We start from the raw sequence: 20867 nt of genomic DNA, 5'->3' as shown, positions 1-20867 counted from the left end.
CTTACAAATCAATAAAAAACCAAACATGCTGTTTGGTTTTTTATTGATTATAATCCTAGGGATAGGTAAAACTAAAAATAATTCTGCTTTTATTTAAGAAATAGCATTTACTGTTGCATCTAAAGTTGAACCATAATCAGCTGTCACGTCTAACTTAGCGCCTTTAGCACACTGTTCTTTAGTAGCTGCTGTATTTTCTTTAAACTTCCATGTTAAAGCGCCGTTAGCATCAAGAGCTCCAGTTATTATACAACCTGGATTGACTGCTTTGATAGTAAAGGCTGTTTGTTCTGCTAAGGCCGCGCCAGTAGCAGCCGCACCAACTTTAGTATTACCCGCCGAATTCGCTGCATTTAATTCAGATTTTAACGTATCGCAGCCAATACCTGTTTGTACACAAGCTTGTACTTTCGGCATAAAATTATTTACACCAGTTTGAGCAGCTGCACCATACGTAGTTGAAACGTATTCACGATATTGAGGAACAGCGACCGCTGCCAGAATACCGATAATAGCAACAACAATCATTAGTTCGATTAAGGTAAAACCTTTTTGAGCGTTCATAGACTTGTCCTTTAGGATAATATGACAGTAGATTAATGGTATCACTGTCAGTTATAAATAGAATTTCTTTCTTGTTTTAAATGTTGCACATAATGTGCCAAATCATTACTTATAGGATATGTTTAAGCCGATTATTTAATTATTATCACTTTGTTAAGCTTTTAAGCCTTTCAGTCAAGTATTAACCGACGCTAAATATTACGCTTACCCTACTAGTTACTGTCAATTTATGTCATCTTTAGTAGTAGAAAGTAAGCTAAGCTGACGTTTTTTGTCAATGAATATTAATATACATCATTTATTGCCACTCGTTATCCATACCGCATGTTGCAATAGCGTTTACAATTCGGCACTTTTCGCCTTGACTGTCTAAAGTAAGGATACCATCACCCGCCATACGCAGGCCTGCAACTGGAGTGGCTCTAATCATCCAGTCAGCCCCTCCTAATGTACCAGTACTTGTCGTCCAGTCTGCCTCTCCCCATGTTCCTGTACCTACTATCACGTTATATAGTGCCGTACCAGCAGAGGGAAAACTCACACTACCATTCGCAGCTATTCTGCCTGTTAACACAGTAGTTAAAGGTATTCTGTCATAGCGCTTATAGTTTAATTTATTGGACTCGATACGACTGGCAATTTGTTGCATCTCGCTCATCATATCTGCACGATTGGCTCGCTCGACGTAGCCTTGATAGCTGGGGTAAGCAATAGCAGCTAATATACCTAAGATGGCCACCACAATCATCAGCTCTATTAAGGTAAACCCTAATTGTTTTGGATATAAGCGTGATGGATAACTCTGCTTTTCAGGACGTTGTTTAAACGATAGTGTCACCAAGTTGTTTCTCCTGCTCCGCAATTGGGATCAGTGATATCAAAGCTGACATTATTTGCACAGCGCATGCCTTGACTGTCCATCATAAAGCTTTCGGCTCCTGTGATATCGACGGGTGTCGCCATCATGACCCAACCCATCGCACGCGCGCTACCTTCATTTAGAGGACTGAATACGCGAGGACTGCCAGCCACATGACCGAGTCTAATAATATAGCGTGGATTATTGGCAGGTAAATTAATTGCGCCTGTTGTAGGAGCAATAGCATCTGTCTTTGGCGCAAAACCTTTATAAGTCAACGCCTTAGCGCGCCATTGCTCAAGCTCATTGGATAGCATGAGCATTTTTCGTTGTGCATCTGCCTCGGCATTGCGAATCACATAAGCACGATAGCTTGGAATAGCAATGGCAGCTAAGATAGCGATAATTACGACAACGATCATCAGCTCTATTAAGGTAAAACCATTGTGCAGAGTCGGATAACTATTCGCTTTAGTTGTCATATCAATATTCCAACCAGCTTAATGGATTGACACGTTTGTCCGCATTGATACCGCCGTCAACGCCACAGCTCGGACCAACACACTCTTCGAACACAGGAGGCTTGTCATTACCACAGTTACCATCAGGACAGATTAACTTAGGCTTACAGTCATCGCCTTCACAGCGGTTTACTAGACTGGTAAAAACAGAAGTATCGTTAAATTGACTGATTATATTATCTACAATGCCCGATCCTGCATTAAAGGTTGAGCGTAATGTCGTTACATCATTACCTGTAGCATCGAGACAAGCGCCGTATGGCAAACACGTTCGCTCGCGCTGGGTTGATCCTCTGACACCTGCACTACAGGCTTTAATCTCTTGCCCTTTATCAGGGTTAAATGAGGAAGATATCAAAACACTGGCAATAGCATCAGGCTCGTTAAACATTTTGAGTTTGTACTTGCCATCTACCTTTTCTTCTACTCCTAACCAATGAGTAAATGGCATATACCAACCTTGAATAACGTTACTTTGCATTCTCTTCTTAATACCGTTCGAACCTATATCTGTAGCAGAAAATGTTAACGCTTGGAGTTTGTTACTATCGTCATTCGCCCCAGGAACTTTAATGACTGGTGTACGTAAAACTATCTCAGGAACAATTCCCGTTCCGTAGTTAAATAAGTCACTACGCGTCACATCTTTATCTACAACTGTATAAAGCGCATCAGCTTTGCTTCTCGATGCAGTCACAGGATTGCTACGATCTCCAGTACCTACTGTAATCATTGCTTGAACACCAGAAGAGCTACCTGCGACATTTTTGGCATCTTTATAGTCAAACTTGCCATTATAAAAAGTAATCAGTGGACGCTCATAAAAACGCGGTGGTGCATCACCAGTACCGACCTGATCACTAACATCTAATACTTTGACAACGCGATCTACTTTGAAGTTGTCCGTGTCTTTATTATTGTTAATATCCACACGCCATACCTGACCGCCTAAGTCGGCAAAATATATATGATCAATAAAACCATCATAGTTACGATCTAGCGCTCTGATTTGAGTAACCACACTATGTTTTAAATCAGCTGCTCTAGAATACTGTAATGAGCTACTACGTGTAGTGCTATCTTTTGAGCTACCTTCATTATTAGCCCACCAGAGTAATTTACCATTGTTTTTAGCAGTATTTACCGTCTCTTCTTTATTAGATTTGGTTTCGACTTCTCCCATTTGTACCATATATACAGCGCTACCTTGAGCTGCTGGTTTATTATTACATTGTACATCCGTAGGATAACTGGTATTTAACTTAAACTTAGAATCTTCGTAACAGGTATCGTAACCCCCCGGTAAAAAGCTGACCATGACCTTTTTACCACCACTCTTGACATAACCAAGCGTTGGCTTACCCCATGATTGCCCCATTTTTGCAAAGGCTTTTTGCTCGTTACTTCCTGTCGTTGCGGTACTTGTAGCATTATTTATAGTACCACCTAATGCAACAGTATCGCCTTTCAATCTATTAGCATAGTTAGAACCGACACCATAGATAATTTGAGGCGCAGTGACATCTGAGACATCTAAAGCATAATACATCGAACCACCCATACGTAGACCACCTAAAGCAAAGCTTTGATCGGATTCGTAAGTATTAGTGGTCTTTGCCGCTGCCCCGGTGCCAGTTGTTTTGGATTTGCTGGTATATGAGACGTAAGTCAACCATGGCGCATCTACACCGTAAGGATAGCTACCATCTTTAGCAGTGCCAGTCCCTATTATCGCATCTGGTTGTAAATCTAGAATCTGCTTGGGAATAAAGGTAAAGGTCTCTTTACCAGTGCTATCATCGAGCATATGTAGCGCCCCATCCATAGAGCCATAGATAACGTAATCTTTTCGGCTACTGTTATCAAATTCTCCCGAGGCTTTTACTTCGACTTTTTGCGTAATGAGCTGCGGTATAGAATGTAAAACACCACCGATATTTTTCAACCATTTATCTTGAGTAGACGTTAACGCTCTACCATCTGTTACCGTCGTACTTGTTGGTTCGCTATAGCCCATAAAGCTGAGTAGGGTTATTTTTTTAGGATTGTCATATCCGTTTGCAGTCGTCAAAGCATTAAAGTTTATAGGTTTTTTATCTACTACTTTTAAATTGGTTAAATTGCTACCATTATCGACAAATAAGTTCCTATCACCAATGATAGGTGCATCAGCGTTTTCAAATATTTTTTGATATGCGCCGCCAACTTGCGGTTGACCTCTGTCAGGTCGTTGGTTATCTGGACGAGTACCATCGAAAGTATTCCAAAGATCATGAGTATCTTTTGCAAATAATCCTGTATTATCAGCAAACACGAATTTATCATCAGCGCCTACTAACGTCACATTTTTTACTTTGTATTTTTTAAGGTTGCCATTCCATAATAGCGGAGATTTAGGTATAGGCTCTAATATCGGCAGATAAGCAAATTGACGCGATTTCAATCCACCTAAGCTATCTAAAGGTACTGACATCGTACCAGCTGATATCGGATCAATTTCAGCCTTGCTCACATCCTCAATAAATTTTTTAATGCTCTTAGCTATCTGCTGTGAAGTTTCAGTATAATAAAACCCTCCTGAACCATAGCCTTCGCCTTTTTCACCTAGCTTACATAAATTCTTTGCATGCTGACTGGTAATGTTACTATTTTCACAGTCATATACCTCCACGTTTTCAATAGCACCGCTAGGTCTAGTAAAGGGTTTTGTAATCTTAGGTTGTGCCTCGAGTTCTTTAAAGTCTTTACCAAAGCCTACTGTTGCTGTAGCAACAAGAGTATTCTTAGTATTATTTTTAGAATATAATGCCTTAGAATACTCAAATATACAGTCCCAACCACTACCACTACTGCAACTATTTATTAGTGACGAACCGCCCAATAGACTCTCATTCATTAAGTTTTTAGTAGAGCTTGTTGCTTTATTAGGTACACCATCCGTTAAAAAATAGACACCGTAGCCATCACACTGACTTTGTACAGCACCGATAGGGGATTTGTATTTACTATTGTCCCTAATTTTAGTAGTGTCTGCTGATTCTGAAAAACCACTATCTGAACTTGTCGAACGAGAAGTTTTATTACCAAGCATATAGGCACCAGCTTCAGTATACGCATTAGCAATAGGCGTGTTAGTCTCTGGCTTCATCTTGATAATTTCTTTTATGAGAAGCTTTCTATTTTCAAAAGTTAGATCCAATATTGGCGATACAATTTTGCCCCCATTTTCTTCATTAGAAAACCAACCACCTTGTTTATAACGGAAATTTCCCAGACCAATTCTATATTTCTCTAAATCAACATCTTTACCAAATGCAGCCGTACTTTTCGGATGAGCAAACAGTGGAATTAGAGCCATTTTTAAACGTGACATACGGTCGTAGTATTTCGTCCCACCCTTTTTTACATAAGTGACTTCATATTCATAAAATGTATCTGTCTTCAGGCCATTATCATTATAAATATACTCTTTTTCAGTATCAGAAGAAGTGCTATCTCTAGAGGATATATTAGAATAGTCCTCGCTAATACTGTTGTAATTCATACTACCTGAGTTATCAAGCATCATCATTATAGAAGCATTACCATAGGTTGCTCCTTGATAGATCTCTAAATCAGAAGTATGTCCTGCACTGCTTACCATACAACCTAAAATAACCGTCGATAATACTTTTAAAGACCAGCCTTTGGCAGAAGGATGGGGTGCGTTTTTTGTTTTGCTATTTAAGATTTTCATAATAACCACCCATATAATTTTGATTTTTTAGAAAAATCACATTCTTTATCCAGTCTGTGATGGCCAATCATTTGAGATATACTTTTTTCTAGCTGCCAGAGATACATTCAACACCGACCGGCTGATTAAGATACGTCTGTTGCTGTGTTTGGAATGGCACGCCTAAGTCTGTCAAACATTTATCAACATTATTAGCACCTCTACGTGGCTGCTTAAGACACCCTGCTATAGTGGTAGTACCTGTGTTTGATGAATTGCCTAAAGGGGCCTGAGATAATGCGGGTATGACTGATGTTACATAACCTATGAAGCTTGTACATTCAATTGTGACGTTACCACCGGTTTCTGGTTTTTCAAAGTCGTTTGATAAAGTTCCTTCTACTTCCTTATAAAAGACTCCTTCATCATCTACAGTAACAGGCCTAACGAAGGTCATTTGCGTTATGACTCGGCCTTCGCTGACATAATCATCACTAGCTTGAGGGTTACAATAGCCATTGTTTCTACTGGTTAATAGCTCATTACTTTTATTAAGTTCGCTGATTTCAAGTATACTAAAAAGCTTGCTGCTGCGTGGTCTCACGCAAAAGCTAACCTCATGGCCTTCGCGCTGTGAGCTCGACATATAGCCTTTTAATGTATCCACACTTTCTCTACGATCACTTAAAATACGATCTTCTTTTTCTACTTTCATTAAGGCGGCGTCATTTGCTTGAAAAAGCAGTTTATTAACTTGATCTGCAGTGGCAACTTTTAAGTCTGTGGTACTTTGTTTAATAGCTATCGCTCCCACAACCATAATCAGAATTAAAGTAAAAAGGACAACGATTAAAACCGCCCCTGATTGATTATTAACAATAGGTAAGTTAGAACGATTGTCTGACGGCTGTTTCATTATAAGCCTCCCCTAGCATTACGTAATAGGACGGTGGTCTCATAGACATTGCGTAAATAGGTAGGTCCCGCAATAGCTGCTGTGTTAAGTTTAACGTTTGCTTTATCAAGCACTGTAAAAGATAAGTTGCTATTCGTTTGTGGAGTTGCCGTTGGGTTGTCTGATCGTGCCAATATACCAATTTGTAAACTGACGATACGCTGATCTGCTGCAAGAGTACGACTAACAGGTATGGGCATATAGGCAATACGAGTTCTATCCGGATAAGTTGCAAACCCAGTACTATTTGATACTCCGAGCATCACTCTAAAATAATCGACGTTAGGAATAATAATTGTGCCTACATCCAATAGGTTATTAGCTTTTACAGTAGCAGGCGCAGTAGGTGGTGTGGTCTTAGCGGGAACAGTATACTGCTTTATATCAATACCACTGGCACTGCCGGCAGCAGACTCATTGTAATCATATATCGCTGATGCACACGCTAATCCCGGTGTAGCTGGGTTAGAGGTGCTATCCATACGAACGAAATAGCGTTCAATGACATAGAAATCTTTTGGTATTTGATCACCCTCACAATCATATGATTCCTCTTGACCAGACTGATATTGTATAGTCAGTTGATCACTATTTGCGATACCATTTAAATTGCTTACACTTTTTATAGAGGCATTGTTCGATAACCAATCGCTTGAAATAGCTGCGCCACCTAAAACCAAACCGGATAAATTACCCTCTAACCATTTACCTGAGGCTTCAACTGGCGCTGTCAATACAACGCCACCTTGTGGGGTCAAATGGTTCATAAAGTATTCATCATGAGCGCTTGTGGATTTGGCACCATAATTAGTACGTCTTAAGTTTTTTTGCATCTGTGAAAAACCAAAGATAGCATTATCTTGTATTTGCGAGCTTGCTTCTTGACGACGACTATTGACTGAACTAGTATAAAAAATTTGTAATGCCGCAGCAGAGATAAGTAACCCTAGTACTAACGCAATCATAAGCTCAATCAGAGTAAAACCTTTATCTTTTTCAGATATAGAAAACCGCCTTGGTTGTGCTATTAGGCAATTTATATGAAACGCTTCGAGTCTATGATTTTTTGAATGCATGTCAGATTTCCATCATCATACAAGTGGCTTTAGGGTGGTAGCTACCGCCCGCTTCTTCTAATGCTCCATCCTTAATCACCCGTTTAGTCAAGCAATCTGTGTCCTTATTCGTACCAATAGTGGGCGTAGTATTACCCCATGCGGATATTAAGCAATATGAATACATAATGTTAGTTGCTGCATCAGCTCCTGTACCGCCAGTATTAGGACAAGGATGCATCTGTATCTGAAAGTCATAATTCTGCAATTCAGTTCTAACTTTATAGCTCTCAGCCGTGGCAAGCTCTTCTGGCTCACATAAAGCAGTAACAGCAGTTCCATCTAAACCACACAAACTAGCAGGGGCAGTAGGAGAGGTAGATGAATTAAGAGCGGTTTCATACGTAACAATAGCAGAAGGATTGGCACGAATTTTTTCCGCTATTGTGCGCATCATTACTAATGATTGAGAACGCTCAAGCGACTCGTTAGTTACTTTGATAGCCTGACCTTGTAAGGCACTATAGCCTAATACTGCTACCATTAATAACAGTAACGCGACCATAACCTCAACTAATCCCACACCACTTTGAGAGTTTGGATTATTCATTGACATGTTCCTCCCAATTTACTAATGATATTAGCGACTCGATTAACCTCAATCTGGCGCGGCGTCGCATTATTACTGCTATCACAGATTGTGTAAGTACGTGCCGTGTTAACCCGTTTACTTGGCTCAAAGACAATAGTTACGACTGTGTCTGGCTTGATAGTGTTTTTAACATTATAACTATAACTCGCAATAATGGTTGCATCAGGAGCAGTAATCGTAATCATTTTAGGTGTACTAGTATTGTTATAGCTTAAAGTAAGGTTCTGTCGACGAATAATGCTTTCAGCTTTCGCTTCTTTTAACGCATTAGCCAATGTAGCCGTCGTCGACTTTACGCGCTGATTGGCAAGCTGGGTACTGATACTAGGGGCTGCGATACCGACAATAATAGCAAGCACGGCAATCGTTACCATCAGCTCTATCAGGGTAAATCCTGAGCTGCTCATTCGTAATTTTTGTGCTACCTTATTTGTAGATGCGTTCACATCAAATCCCTATCTATAGCTGTCACTATCTTTGATAAATCCTAGGTCTGTCATAGTAATAATTACCGTACCTAGCCCTTCTAAAGCCTACTCTCAGCTTATTATTTTTTTAACTATATCCATTAAAATATATGCAATTTTTGTTCCAATAGAAACAATCGTCATACAGTAACGATACTTTTGTTCAATGTATTTTTTGATTTAAGCGTTTAAAACGTGAACCATAGTCATGGCATTTTATTTAAACGATAAAAATCGAAATATGTAGGTAAAATGTGTCAATAATATAACGTTAAGGCAACATATTAGCAACATAATAGTTATTATAAATGAATAGAAACAATTTTTTGATAGAAACAGATTTTACAATTGACTGCCGTGCGCTAACGCATAGGCTGATAGGTGATATTGATTAGAGTTCTTAGAATTAATGACCGATAAGCCGGTAGACTGACCGCTTAAAGCATGACCTAATGCTTGTAGGCTAGCACCTGTAGTGGCGACATCATCAAATAATAATAAGCGTTTAACCGGAGGATTTTCGCTTAAAGCAAAGGCATTTTCTAAGTTGGTTAAGCGCTCGGCACGTGTCAGCCCTTGTTGACTGATAGTATCATCGATACGTTTTACGCCTTGCCAAAGTGGAATGTGCCAATGCTTAGACAATTGCGCGACTAAAATACTGACCGGGTCAAAACCTCGTTTAACTAAACGTTGTTCCGTCGTTGGCATCGCAACAATGACACTATTATCCTGATGGCAGCCGTGCGGCCTAGGCAATTGACGCAATACATGTAGCAATAACGGCAACTTGGTCATATCTTCATGATGCTTAAAAGCACGAATCGCCTGTCGTATTGGATAATCGTAATAGGTCGCTGCTTGAATAGAGAGAACAGTGCCCACAGCGATATCAACCTCAAAGGGTTTGGGTAGCCATGCCATACTGTGATGACAATATGAGCAGAGCAAGCCGCTATTAAAACGGTCATTAACCTGCTGGCGCAGTTTGGTAAAGAATGAATATTTATTTAGCGGACTTGATGAGGAATGAGTTGGTAGGTGTTATAATTGCGGCGTACTGCGATAAATACGGCATAACTGGCAGCGTATGTCTCCATACTCTGCCAGCCATAGTCCGCTTTGATAAGGCGCTAAATGGCGCATCGGACGATGCCTATAGACGCGCTTATATTAGAAACCTTTCCAGTCGTTGAGCATGATCCCAAAACCAATAGAAGTATTTTCATGGTTATAATCAATAATGGACTCGCCATAACCTTGGAATAGCTGTACATAGGCATTAACGTTTTTGCTTAATGGGTAGACATAATCGACTTGCGCCGCGCCTTTATTGGTGCTTGGGTTATAGCGCAAGGTACCGCTGATACTCTGTTGCGCAGGCAAATCATATAAGAATTTGATATCACCATAACCCATGTAATCCTCGATATCTGGATTGTCTTCACTGCTAGAGCTCTCGTTATTAACGCGAGCCCATAGACGCGGTATAACCGATAGCTTGCCCCACTCTGCCCCTGCCATGAGATACGCACGATTCCACGAGCGTGATAAGGGATCATCTTGCCCATTAGAGTGGTGAATTGCCCCCGCGCCCAACATGCGTAAACGACCACCAAAAGGCAAGTCGGCTGATACTGGCTGAGTCAAAAATATCTCAGGCTGATAGTCGGTCGCACGAAATGGTCGCGAGTTGTCTTCATTATAAACTTGCCAATGCGACTCTTGGGTATAACCAAACCACAAATCCGCACTGGTATCGAACAAATCTTCCATTACTTTGGTCTTTAAAGACAGCTGGAATTTTAACTCAGTGTTACGCGTGTCGTTAGACGTCAAAGGCTCTGCAGGTTGCGATGGTGTATTTGGGCCTAAATTGGGATCAAAGGTATAAAATATTGGTAGTATATAGGTCGGTCGGTACGGTCTAGCGGTCCACTTCCCGCGCTCACTGTTTTTATCCAAATCATAAGATAAACTTAGTGGGGTGAATTTTTCGATGTCCGTTTGTGTGACACCCACGCTTTCTAATACCTCAGCTTCTCTTTGCGTCAGTCCAACGGTGTCTAAGGTTTCTGTATCCGCAGGCTGACTGTCTGCCGCCCCATTGGCTACCGCATTGCCATTCGTCATGACGGTGCTATTTTCTTCTACAAGGACAACTTGTGGATTACCGGCAAGCGTGCTTTGAAAGGTTTTTGCCAAATCTACTGGCTGCTTAGTGGTGGTATAGCTTGGCTTTTTGCCTTCTTCCGCCACTTTATCAAAGCAGGCTAAACGGGCAGCACTGGTCTGAACTTGGGTACATTCATAAAACAATCGTGCTTGCTGAGCGACGAAATCTTTGCTTATGACTTTATCGCTTTGCGTGGCAGCATTCGGATTTACGACGCGCTTATTGACACTTTTCGAGGACTTATCCAATTCAGCCTCAAATGCGATATCCTCTACAGGCAAATCCTCATAAATCTCACCGCCATTTGCCGCATGGCCTTGCAGCGTAAAACAAGTGAGCGCCATACCAACCGCTATCGTTAAATAGCGTTTAGGCATCTGAGAGTTGGTGTTTTTTCGCGCTTTAATAAATGGCAAAGAGGTGCGCTGCGGAGTAATATGGAAAAGCATAAGTGTCCTTTATCTAACTGACACCATCGTCAGCAGAGTATATGAGATAATTAATATAGCCATTAGCATTAACGCTAAAATAGAATAAGAACTAAAAGAAAATCAATAAATTGGGACATAAAAGGCAGCCATTACGTAAGGTAATGCTCCTTCGGCAATGTTGCTTTATTGTAATGAAAATATGTGTACTATACTAGCGTTATCGCTGCATAATACCAGTATAAATAATAAGCTAAATAAGAATAAGTGCCGCGAAACCAAGACTTTAGCGCATAAACTAAACACGCTATTTAATAAAAGTAAAAAAGCCAACGCCCTATTATTAAAGGACGTTGGCTTTTTTCTATTAAGAATAAAGAAAGACTTATCTAAATGGCGTTATTGGTTTAGTGCCATTAAGGTTTGTTCAAACTCTGAGCGACCAATCTCACCAACTTGCTGATTGGTCAATTGACCATCTTGATAATACAGCAATGCTGGCGGACCAAATAATTTATAACGCGCTAAGATTGCTTTAGAATCGGCTGTGGTTTCTGTGATATCAAGTCGTACCAACTGCCAATCTTGCATCTGCGCTGGACGATTATGAAATAAATTCTTATCCATAATCCGGCATTCAACACACCAGTCAGCGGTCAAATCGACAATAACTTTGGGGTTGGCGGCGATAATTGTATAGAGCTCGGCAAGGGTGGTGATATGTTCGTCTGTCGCGTTATTATTGGCCAGTGGCTGACCTGACGTCGTTTGCATCATCGGCGCGGCGCTCAATGACGCCAGCGGATGTAAGCTATCATCATTGCCCAATGCGGCACCAATGATTAAACAAGCCGCCCAAATACCGGCAATCAGCCCTAGTGCTTGGGTCAGCATACGACCTTTACCCAACCAGCTCCACGCCCACATTGCCACGACCATAAACCATAGTGCCCACACCATCAGCATCACAGGCGAGATAAAGACGCGCTCAATCAATAACAGTGCAACGGCAAAAAGCAATAAAGCAAAACCTTGCTTAACCCAATTCATCCACTCGCCAGCTTTGGGCATGATTTTACCTTGGGTGGCACCGATTAAGATAAGCGGTGCTGATAAACCAAAACCCAGCATGAATAAGGCGGCAAACCCAAGTAGCGGACTACCAATCGTCGATACTGCAAGTAGCGCACCAAATAATGGCGCAGAAACACACGGCGATACCACTAAAGCGGATAAAAAACCGGCGATTAAACTACCGCCCGTACTACCAAGTTTACTATCCCCTGCCTGGCTTAAGCCTTGCATTTTACGGCTAATAAAACTTGGCAGACGAATGCTAAACACACCTAGCATATATAACGCCAGTAGGACAAAGACAATGGCAAAGCTAATCAAGATAATAGGGTTTTGCAGCCAACCAATAATACCTAAGGATTCGCCAAACACAGCGATGACCGCACCCAAAATACCATAAGCCGTTGCGACACCAATAGCATAACTGCTGGTCAAAATAACACCGCGTTTCACCGTTGGGTTATCTTCGCGAGCAACGATATTGGCGACAATCGGTAGCATCGGCAACACGCATGGTGTCAATGCCAAGCCTAACCCTGCCAAAAATAATAATACTAATGCTAACCACGGATGAGAAGCCAAGCCAAAAGGATCGCTATCGACCGCATTATTGCCAGTTACTGTATTTTTGTCTGTTGCAGCAGCATTATTTATTGCAGCGCCATTGTCTGTAGCCTCACTTGTGACATTGCCACCTACCACCTGTTCATCGGCACCAGAAATGGTATTGCTAGCACCAAGCTCTGCCTCTAAAGTTTCATCATCTAGCAAGGCATAATCAATCACTTCATCATCTGACGAGTTTTGCTCTACAGCAGCATTATTAGCCTCAGTTGCAGTTGTAGATAACTGAGCACTGTCTGCAACGCTATCATTCGTTGTAGAATTTGTAGCGGAAGTACTGGCGCTATTTGCTGCAGAATTTGGCGGCGCGGCAGCAATATTAACCGTGGTGTTGATTTTTTCAGGTGGATAGCACAGCCCTGCTTTGGCGCAGCCTTGCCAACCAATCGTTACAGCAGCATTATCTAAGCTCTTGCCATTACTATTGGTCAAAATGGTGCTGGCAACCATATTGGTTTGATCAAATACCGGTACGCGCCCGAAAGTTGGATCATCGATTGAAATTGGCTTTTGGCTAAAGGTAAAAGGCGCAGCAGTAACGCCCGCTGGCAGGGTCAGTTTAATCTTGTCTTTATAAACATAATGCTCAGGCGTGATGTCAAAATTAATCGCTAAGCGGGTGCCATTATTGGCAGGTTTGCTACTAGTGCTGACCTGAAAAGCCTGATCAACTGACAAAAACTTCGGTTGGGCAGCGCTTTTATTACCGAATAAATCACCCAGTCCTGCCGCTTGCGTAGACATGGAGGTCGCGCTCACTCCAGTAGCGACTAGCGCAGTCAGCCCCGTCGGTAAAAGACCGGTAAATAACGAGCCACTGGCGATAGTAAATGCTAAGAGATACGACTTTTTGGAAGCACGAATCGTTGCTCGCGATGAAGTTTTTTCTGCTGTCTTAATGGACATGAAACGCTACCTATTGATGACTAATATGCTATGTATTACCTATGCTTGCTTGAATTGAAGCGCTATCTATTTACGTGATTATTTGCTGACGGGATTATTTATTTACGTACCGTAGCAATATTTACCGTGGTTTTGATTTTCTCTGGCGGATAGCATAGCCCCGCTTTAGAGCAGCCTTGCCAGCCAATGATCACCGGTACATTTTTGGCGCCTTTGCCATTATTGGTGGTCAGCGTGGTGGTTGCGACCATATTTTTTTGCGTAAAGACAGGCACCTTACCAAAGGTTGGATCATCAATAGACACTGTCGACTGACTGAAGCTAAGTGGCGTGGCACTGATGCCCTTAGGAAAACTGACAGTAAGCTTGTCTTTATAAACGTAATGCCCGGGCGTGATATCAAAAGTAATCGATAACTGCGTACCTTTAGAGGTCGCTTTGGTTATACTGCCCACTTGAAAGGCTTTATCAACCGGCAAAAACTTCGATTGCGCTGCATTATTATTGCCAAACAGCTCACCTAGTCCTGCTGCTTGCGCGCTCATCGACGTCATTGATAATCCTGTCAGCAATGAGCTGCTCATAAGAGCAAGCGCTAATAGGTGAGATTTTCGAGAAACGCGTTTATTAATAACAGTTAAAGTTGCTGTTTTTATAGACATAAATAATACCTCTGATGACGGACTTTAATGATCGCTTGTTATAACCGCTTGCAATAAGCGCTGATTAAACCCTGACTGTTTTGGCGATAGTATGAATATCAGAGCATACAGTAATGATATTGCTGCTTATAATCTGTACTGACACTTATTTTAGTTTTAATAAAAAATATCAACCAATAAGACCTTATTGGTTGATATTTAGAGAGTATTAATACGGTCTTAACCTATAAAAACTCAATTATTAGCAAATAACTGAGTTTTTTTCTAATAATGCTTCAGGATAGCCTTATAACTGAGCATAAATATCCGCATCCTGCCCTTCACCGCCCTGCTGCCCATCTGCACCCAACGAAAATAGATCATAAGGTCGACCTTCACTACCCGGCGCCACATACTGCATCTCATTTTCCCAACCATCGGTCGGATAACCACCTTTTATATAACCACCATCAGGATAGTTTTTCGCATCAGCGGGCGGCGTGGTCAGTGCTTCTAGACCTTGGGCAGTGGTTGGATAACGTGAATTATCAACCTTGTACATATCAAGGGCATTGGATACCGTAGCAAGCGCCGTTTCAGTGGTTTTGACGCGAGCCTTATCACTTTGCCCGACCACTTTTGGCACCACCAAACCTGCAAGGATAGCCAAAATCACAATCACCACCATAATCTCAATGAGGGTAAATCCAGACTGGCTATTACGCATTGGCTGATGGCCGCGCATCGTCGTTTTGCTATCATCATTCATAATAGCGTCAGGTGTTTGAGCGTTATCAATAACAGTCTGCGGCATTATATTTACTTGGTTTTTTTTAGTCATAATCATCGCTTTTATCGTCACAGTTATATAAGTGGTCAGGAGCGCTCAGGTAATATTAGCGTGGTCTTAATGAATATTGAATCGATTATCACTATAGACCATGCTTTTATTTTTATCCAGCGCTGCGATTAGATTATCCTCACAGTTACTGATTTTGCCCATGTAAACCTGACAAAAGCGGCAAATCTCATATGAGCAGATAATAAATAATATAAAACCTTTAGAATACAAAGTGAAAGTCAAAGCGGATTGACGCTAGCTACTATAACCCACTGCCTAAGCGGACTGAAGTATATAGCCCCCGTCTTCAACAATGTACAACAGTGAGCAAAGCTTAAGAAAGCTAGCGCAGGATTTAGTAAGGTAGATAAAAGGAAAGTTTAAGTCGGATAGAAGTAAATCAAGTAAGTCCAAGCGATTTAGATATATAAGAAACAGTGTTTACTAGCCTGCCAAGTCATTCATATTCACAATCGGCAGCATCACCGCCATCACAATAATCATCACCACCACGCCCATGAGCACTAGCATCAACGGCTCAAGTAACGACAGTAAGGTGCTGATAAAGTTGGTCGCTTCCGCTTCTTGCATATTAGCCGCGCGGCTGAGCATGTTTTCAAGCTCGCCTGAATTTTCACCACTTTTAATCATTTGTACCATCATTGGTGGAAAGTAGCTGGACTTGTCTAATTGACTTGATAAGCTTGAGCCTTCTGTCACCCTATCAGCTGCGGTGATAATGGTTTTTTGAATGTGTAAGTTGGTGGTGACCGCCGCGCCAATATGTAAAGCTTCAATCAGCGGCACACCTGAGCGCACCAATATCGCAAGCGTACTGGCAAAGCGTGCGGCATTAAGCCCTTTTGATAAGCGCGCTAATATCGGTAGTCTGAGCACAATGCTGTCTATCGCTAATTTACCCGCTTGGGTTTGGGCAAAGCGATAAAACAAAAACGCCGCTCCTGCCAATACCAAAAGCATCAACCACCACCACTGGGTAATGATATTTGATAAGCTCAGGACAATTTGGGTAATCAGCGGTAGCGCTTGCTCGGATTGCTCAAACACTTTGACAATTTTGGGCACCACAAAGCTCATCAGCCCCATAATCACCCCGACTGCCATCACCATCAGCACAATCGGATAGACCATCGCCCCTTGGATTTTCTTTTGTAGGGCAAAACGGTTTTCGGTGTAATCTGCTAATTGGTTTAGAATTAAATCTAAGTGGCCAGATTTTTCCCCTGCCGCAATGGTGGCAATATAAAGCGGCGGAAAACTGGCCGCTTGTTGCAACGCACGCGCTAAGCTTAAACCTTCTAGCACATGCGAGCGCACCGCAAGCATAAGTGATTTGATGTGAGTTTTTGGCGATTGTTTGGCAACCGCAGCAAGCGTTTCCTCTAAAGGAATACCGGCGGCAAGTAAGACTGATAATTGACGGGTCAGCAATGCCAACTCATAAGCAGACGGTTTTTTATAGCGGTTTTTACTTTGGCTTTGTCTATCATTGACAGCGGTGACTTCAACGGGCGTCCATTGTTTATCACGCAGCTGCTGGCGCACTTGCCGCGCAGAATCGCCTTCAAGTAAGCCTTTTTGGACACTGCCATGGTCGTCTAACGCTTTATAATGATAAGCGGGCATAGCAGCGAATATCCTAAGGAGGTCAGTTAAAAAGGGTGATAAATCGACGTTTTAACGTAAATGATAGAGAATTAATATCTTAGAAAAGCGGCGTAGAATCACTACTATCCGGCATCAAGCCTTGCAATAATAAAACATCTAAATGCTGTTGCTGCAGCTTTTTATCAAAATCATTGACCTCAGCAATCAGCATTCTCTCGATACGCTTGTCACTGGCAAATACGCTTAATCGTGCACAAATAACCGCCAATTGATAAATACGCTTTTTGCAATAACCATCCAGGCCTTGCAGCAGTCGCACCATATGCGGCGTCTCTAAACTGGCATATTCATAGTCGCTCACAACCTGCGGACCTAGCGTTGTAACCCCATAACTGATAGACAAATGGGCACAGAAGTAACAGCTAAATAAGTAACCAACCACATGACCAATATAATAACCGCGGTCATAAGTAAAGCTGCTAACCCCAAAGTGCCCGAGGACATAGCTGTTTAAACTGCCTTGATCTAAAATAGGCTTGCCATGTTTGAGCTTACCGATGGTAGCAAAGCGTAATGGATTGTGCCCATCTTGCGTCGTTAACTGCCAACCGGCAGGCTGCTGCGCGGGCATATGACGCACAATATCTTCGATAATATCATCGACCACATGCAGCTGCTGCCATAGGCGCTCTAGCCCATCGGTATCCATCAGACCACGTTTATCCAGCTGCTGCGCCAGTAAATATTGCTGATATTCTGCAAACTGTGTTTTTAGCGTTTGCACCAAATAAGTAGGACGGGTCGCAGCAGACGCCATATAAAGTTGGCGCGTACGCTCATGCTGCGCACGATAAAGCGCCACGCGCTGAGCGGCGACATTGGTCTCTGTGTTGGCAGTGCTTAGGGTTTGATGGGCAGCTAGTTGGTTAGTAGATATTTGACTAGTAGATATTTCGTTGTCACTATTCACGCCAGCTTGTTCAAGCGGTAATTGTTTAGTTGCCAATTTTTCAGCTGCTAGATTTTCGACTGATAATTCGTCAGAGTTATGCTCAGCATTTGGCAAAGTAAATAATGCCAATAATGCCGCTTTATCAAGCGCAGCCGTCACTTGACCTTTTTGCTTATTTTTTACCGTTCGCTGATTGTTTTTTACCTTACTTTTAACGTCTTTTTGATTAACGCTTTTTTTATTAACGTCGTTTGTATGATTAGTAGGCATAGTAGCGCCTTGAGAATCATTTAAGGTTACGGTTGGTTTAGCGGTCGGTTCAGTCATAAAATACCATCAGCTGCAAAAAATCAACATTACCCAAGTCCTATTAGCTATCACCATCGCATGGCTGTCATACCATGAGATTGAGATATAACCTGCTAAAAAATCAACGCATCAACGCGCATCAGTACATCTAGTCTTGGGCAACTCATGATTCTATAGTACCTGAACCTCAGTACATTGTCAGCTGTCCATCACCAAAATACTAGGCATCAAACTCAGTGATAAAGGGTCTGTTAAGCAGTAAAAACATCCAATCAATAATGAGTATTGAATAAAAAAAGCGCTCAGGCACATAAATAGCCGTACCGCTTTTTAAAGATGCACGACAGTTAAGAGCTGACTAAGCAAGCGTTTGCTGCTGATACTGCTGGCGATAGGCTTTTGGCGAGACACCATAAACACGCTTAAAGGCTTGGCTAAAGGTCGAATCTGAGGCGTAACCGACCAATTCACTGATACGGCTAATACTATTTTGCTGCAACCGCAAATAACGGGCGGCTAAGCGCAGGCGATAATCCATCAAATAGGTCAATGGTGGTATGCCGACCACTTCTTTAAAACGCTGCGCAAAGCTTGAACGTGACATTCCTGCCACCTCAGCGAGCTTATGAATCGTCCAATTTTTGCTTGGCGACTCATGCATCGCTACCAGCGCTTTGGTCAAAAATGGGTCTTTCATAGCGATAAGCCAATTATCAGTCGCTTCAGGTAGACTTTCAATATATACCCGCAGGCACTCAATCATCATAATACTTGCCCAATGATTGATGACCGCAGCTTTGCCCATACGCTCGTGTTCAGTCTCTAACGTCAGCAGCCGAATCTCGACATCAATGACTTCAAACCGACCATCAGCTTCTTCGCTGATTTCAGGCAATATCGCTGGCAAGACGGACAATAAAGGCCGAATCATCGCCTTATCGTACTTACATTCAATCAGTATCAGCGATGAATTGGGTTCACCGTCAGCCTCATTTTGAATATCCAATGTATGTTTTTGACAATTTGCCAATGACGCATCTAACGATGCAGCATTATCACCATGATGATTTAGCGCGTAACTGACATGCTTATGCGCACTTGGAACCATAATCATATCACCGGCATGCACTTCTCGCGGGCCATTGCCGACATCGATAGCAAAACCACCCGACATCACCAAATAAAATAAAATCGTATCTTGTCTTGTGATTGAATAAGACCAATTACCCACGCCATTTAAACGATAATATTTCGTTTCGAATAAATGCACATTTTGTAGCAACACACTCAGTGCGTCCATCCATCACTTCCTCAGTAATATGTACGTAATAGCCATCACATTTAAAAAAAGAGACAAAGCGCTTATCACTGCAAAATCTCTTAAAGTATTCAAGGTGCAATTTTTATTTTCTATAAAGGATTCACTTTAAAACCGATACAGTGCGATTGGGCTGAATGTTGCGTGTTGCGTGGCCGCTGTGATAGCAGCAAGTAAGGAAATTTATACCCGTCGCATCGCCCATCACTATTAACGTATCAATTTTATTTTGAACTGACGATAGAAGTTTTATGTTTGATAAAGTCGAAGTAAAAAAACGTCTAAAAACATCAAGCAAATAATTTGATTTAGCAGCTGGATTTAAGAAGGATTGTCAAACAATTATTTGACAATCCTAGCAAGTCAGCAAAGACATCTATCATAAGAAAAAAAGCGAAAAAAGGCTAGCAGGCGCTTAGATAATTAAATGCCTAGGAAGTTTATAACTGATAAGAATTGAAACAGCAGAATAGTTTGCATAGCATCATAACTTAGAGAGCACGCATGAATATTAAACAGACAGGCACGAAAAAATGCCAATAATGGCAAATAGAGTTATTTTAATATTTTTTGAATGTAGTGAGGAAGGTAATGCAGAATAAAATATGGGGCGACTGATGGGACTCGAACCCACGACAACCGAGATCACAACCCGGGGCTCTACCAACTGAGCTACAACCGCCATAACTGTTGCCAAAAAGGCAAGATTGACAGGCTAAATGGTGCGCCTGGCAGGATTCGAACCTGCGGCCACCTCCTTAGAAGGGAGATGCTCTATCCAACTGAGCTACAGGCGCTCTTAGAAGACTTTTATATATCTTGGTAAGTTTAGCATAGCAGAAACTAAACCATTATACATAAAAAAAAGCCTGTAAGGCTCTTTAAATAGATGGTCGGAGTGATAGGATTCGAACCTACGACCCTCTGGTCCCAAACCAGATGCGCTACCAAACTGCGCCACACTCCGAAATTTTCTATTATCACGATAGTTTGCTTTTTAACTTATTATCGGTAATACCGCTAACTTGTTAATGTTACTTGCTATCGAGGTGCACATATTAAGGGTTAAAGCCGGTTGTGTCAACACTTATTTTTGATTATTTTCAAAGAATCGTTAAACTCTTTTAAAAAACCTTAAATCTTAATACAAATAGCGCTGACGCAATGTCGATTCTATCAAC

16 protein-coding genes and 3 tRNA genes are annotated in these 20867 nt (G+C 41.7%); all 19 read right to left on the bottom strand.

Annotated elements, in window-relative coordinates; translation table 11 throughout:
- Positions 1-93 precede the first annotated feature (93 nt).
- On the bottom strand, positions 94-564 hold the full coding sequence (locus tag B3Q63_RS01785; protein ID WP_296173044.1) for a prepilin-type N-terminal cleavage/methylation domain-containing protein: 471 nt from the start codon (positions 562-564) through the stop codon (positions 94-96).
- Between the two features lie 298 nt (positions 565-862).
- The gene (locus B3Q63_RS01780) at positions 863-1312 is read right to left on the bottom strand and encodes a type IV pilin protein (protein ID WP_414706296.1); all 450 of its coding nucleotides are present in this window, start codon (positions 1310-1312) and stop codon (positions 863-865) included.
- A gap of 86 nt (positions 1313-1398) precedes the next feature.
- Positions 1399-1905, bottom strand: coding sequence for a type IV pilin protein (locus B3Q63_RS01775; RefSeq protein ID WP_296173041.1), 507 nt, complete (start codon positions 1903-1905; stop codon positions 1399-1401).
- 1 nt (position 1906) lies between these two features.
- On the bottom strand, positions 1907-5680 hold the full coding sequence (locus tag B3Q63_RS01770; RefSeq protein WP_296173040.1) for a hypothetical protein: 3774 nt from the start codon (positions 5678-5680) through the stop codon (positions 1907-1909).
- 88 nt (positions 5681-5768) lie between these two features.
- A complete protein-coding gene (locus B3Q63_RS01765) occupies positions 5769-6575 on the bottom strand; it encodes a pilus assembly PilX family protein (protein ID WP_296173039.1) in 807 nt (268 codons plus the stop codon).
- Positions 6575-7690, bottom strand: coding sequence for a PilW family protein (locus tag B3Q63_RS01760; RefSeq protein ID WP_296173037.1), 1116 nt, complete (start codon positions 7688-7690; stop codon positions 6575-6577). The genes B3Q63_RS01765 and B3Q63_RS01760 overlap by 1 nt, the downstream gene beginning before the upstream one ends.
- Before the next feature lies 1 nt (position 7691).
- Positions 7692-8279, bottom strand: a complete 588-nt coding sequence (pilV, locus tag B3Q63_RS01755) for a type IV pilus modification protein PilV (protein WP_296173034.1) — start codon at positions 8277-8279, stop codon at positions 7692-7694.
- Positions 8276-8767, bottom strand: a complete 492-nt coding sequence (locus B3Q63_RS01750; protein WP_296173031.1) for a pilus assembly FimT family protein — start codon at positions 8765-8767, stop codon at positions 8276-8278. Before B3Q63_RS01750 ends, pilV begins: the two co-directional genes overlap by 4 nt.
- Before the next feature lie 363 nt (positions 8768-9130).
- A complete protein-coding gene (locus B3Q63_RS01745) occupies positions 9131-9712 on the bottom strand; it encodes a ComF family protein (protein WP_296173028.1) in 582 nt (193 codons plus the stop codon).
- Between the two features lie 249 nt (positions 9713-9961).
- Positions 9962-11413, bottom strand: a complete 1452-nt coding sequence (locus tag B3Q63_RS01740; RefSeq protein WP_296173026.1) for a phospholipase A — start codon at positions 11411-11413, stop codon at positions 9962-9964.
- Between the two features lie 378 nt (positions 11414-11791).
- The gene (locus B3Q63_RS01735) at positions 11792-13996 is read right to left on the bottom strand and encodes a protein-disulfide reductase DsbD domain-containing protein (RefSeq protein ID WP_296173025.1); all 2205 of its coding nucleotides are present in this window, start codon (positions 13994-13996) and stop codon (positions 11792-11794) included.
- Between the two features lie 98 nt (positions 13997-14094).
- On the bottom strand, positions 14095-14580 hold the full coding sequence (locus tag B3Q63_RS01730; RefSeq protein WP_296173023.1) for a protein-disulfide reductase DsbD N-terminal domain-containing protein: 486 nt from the start codon (positions 14578-14580) through the stop codon (positions 14095-14097).
- Positions 14581-14944: 364 nt separating this feature from the next.
- Positions 14945-15382 carry a type II secretion system major pseudopilin GspG gene (gspG, locus tag B3Q63_RS01725; protein WP_296173340.1) on the bottom strand — a complete coding sequence of 146 codons (438 nt, stop codon included), beginning with the start codon at positions 15380-15382 and terminating at the stop codon, positions 14945-14947.
- Positions 15383-15922: 540 nt separating this feature from the next.
- Positions 15923-17125, bottom strand: a complete 1203-nt coding sequence (gspF, locus tag B3Q63_RS01720) for a type II secretion system inner membrane protein GspF (protein WP_201562410.1) — start codon at positions 17123-17125, stop codon at positions 15923-15925.
- A gap of 79 nt (positions 17126-17204) precedes the next feature.
- Positions 17205-18386, bottom strand: a complete 1182-nt coding sequence (locus B3Q63_RS01715; RefSeq protein ID WP_296173021.1) for a hypothetical protein — start codon at positions 18384-18386, stop codon at positions 17205-17207.
- Positions 18387-18726: 340 nt separating this feature from the next.
- On the bottom strand, positions 18727-19668 hold the full coding sequence (locus tag B3Q63_RS01710) for an AraC family transcriptional regulator (RefSeq protein ID WP_296173020.1): 942 nt from the start codon (positions 19666-19668) through the stop codon (positions 18727-18729).
- Positions 19669-20292: 624 nt separating this feature from the next.
- A tRNA-His gene (locus B3Q63_RS01705) sits at positions 20293-20368 on the bottom strand.
- Between the two features lie 38 nt (positions 20369-20406).
- A tRNA-Arg gene (locus B3Q63_RS01700) sits at positions 20407-20483 on the bottom strand.
- 93 nt (positions 20484-20576) lie between these two features.
- Positions 20577-20653, bottom strand: a tRNA-Pro gene (locus tag B3Q63_RS01695).
- Positions 20654-20867 lie beyond the last annotated feature (214 nt).

Origin of the sequence: Psychrobacter sp. UBA2769 (assembly GCF_002352555.1) — a bacterium.
Classification (GTDB): domain Bacteria; phylum Pseudomonadota; class Gammaproteobacteria; order Pseudomonadales; family Moraxellaceae; genus Psychrobacter; species Psychrobacter maritimus.
The sequence above is the reverse complement of the archived record's forward strand: the minus strand, read 5'-3'. Positions and strand labels throughout refer to the sequence as shown.